This is a genomic window from Mesorhizobium sp. M2E.F.Ca.ET.209.01.1.1 (genome assembly GCF_004010375.2).
In the GTDB taxonomy this organism is placed as follows: domain Bacteria; phylum Pseudomonadota; class Alphaproteobacteria; order Rhizobiales; family Rhizobiaceae; genus Mesorhizobium.
In genome coordinates this window covers 1-370 of record NZ_SADP02000425.1, presented here as the reverse complement: position 1 = coordinate 370, position 370 = coordinate 1, and the positions used below count along the sequence as shown (strand labels likewise).

1 protein-coding gene is annotated in these 370 nt (G+C 61.4%); it reads left to right on the top strand.

The window, feature by feature from the left end; genetic code table 11:
* Nucleotides 1–13 precede the first annotated feature (13 nt).
* On the top strand, nt 14–370 hold a 357-nt coding region (locus EN852_RS36300; protein WP_246694518.1), incomplete at its 3' end, for a porin.

Here is a 370-nt window from a genome sequence, read left to right as displayed (position 1 = left end):
CAATGGCGCTGGCGTGAATGGTGCTGGTGACGCCGTCGACAATCCGGCCGTCAGCAAGAATGTCTCGGTGAAATTCGCCTGGATCCAGCTCGGTGGCCTTCGCGTCGGTAAGGACGAATCGGCCTTTGACACGTTCGTCGGCTACGCCGGCGCCGTCATCCAGGATACGATCGTTCCCTACGGCGATTTCGACACCAACGTCGTCCAGTACTACTTCGATGCCGGCAGCGGCTTTTCGGCCGTGGTCTCGCTCGAAGAAGGCGAAGGCTCTGTCGGCACGATCGACAGCTACGTCCCGCATGTCGTCGGCGGCGTGAAGTACAAGCAGGACTGGGGTGCGATCACGGGCGTCGTCGCCTATGACAGCAAC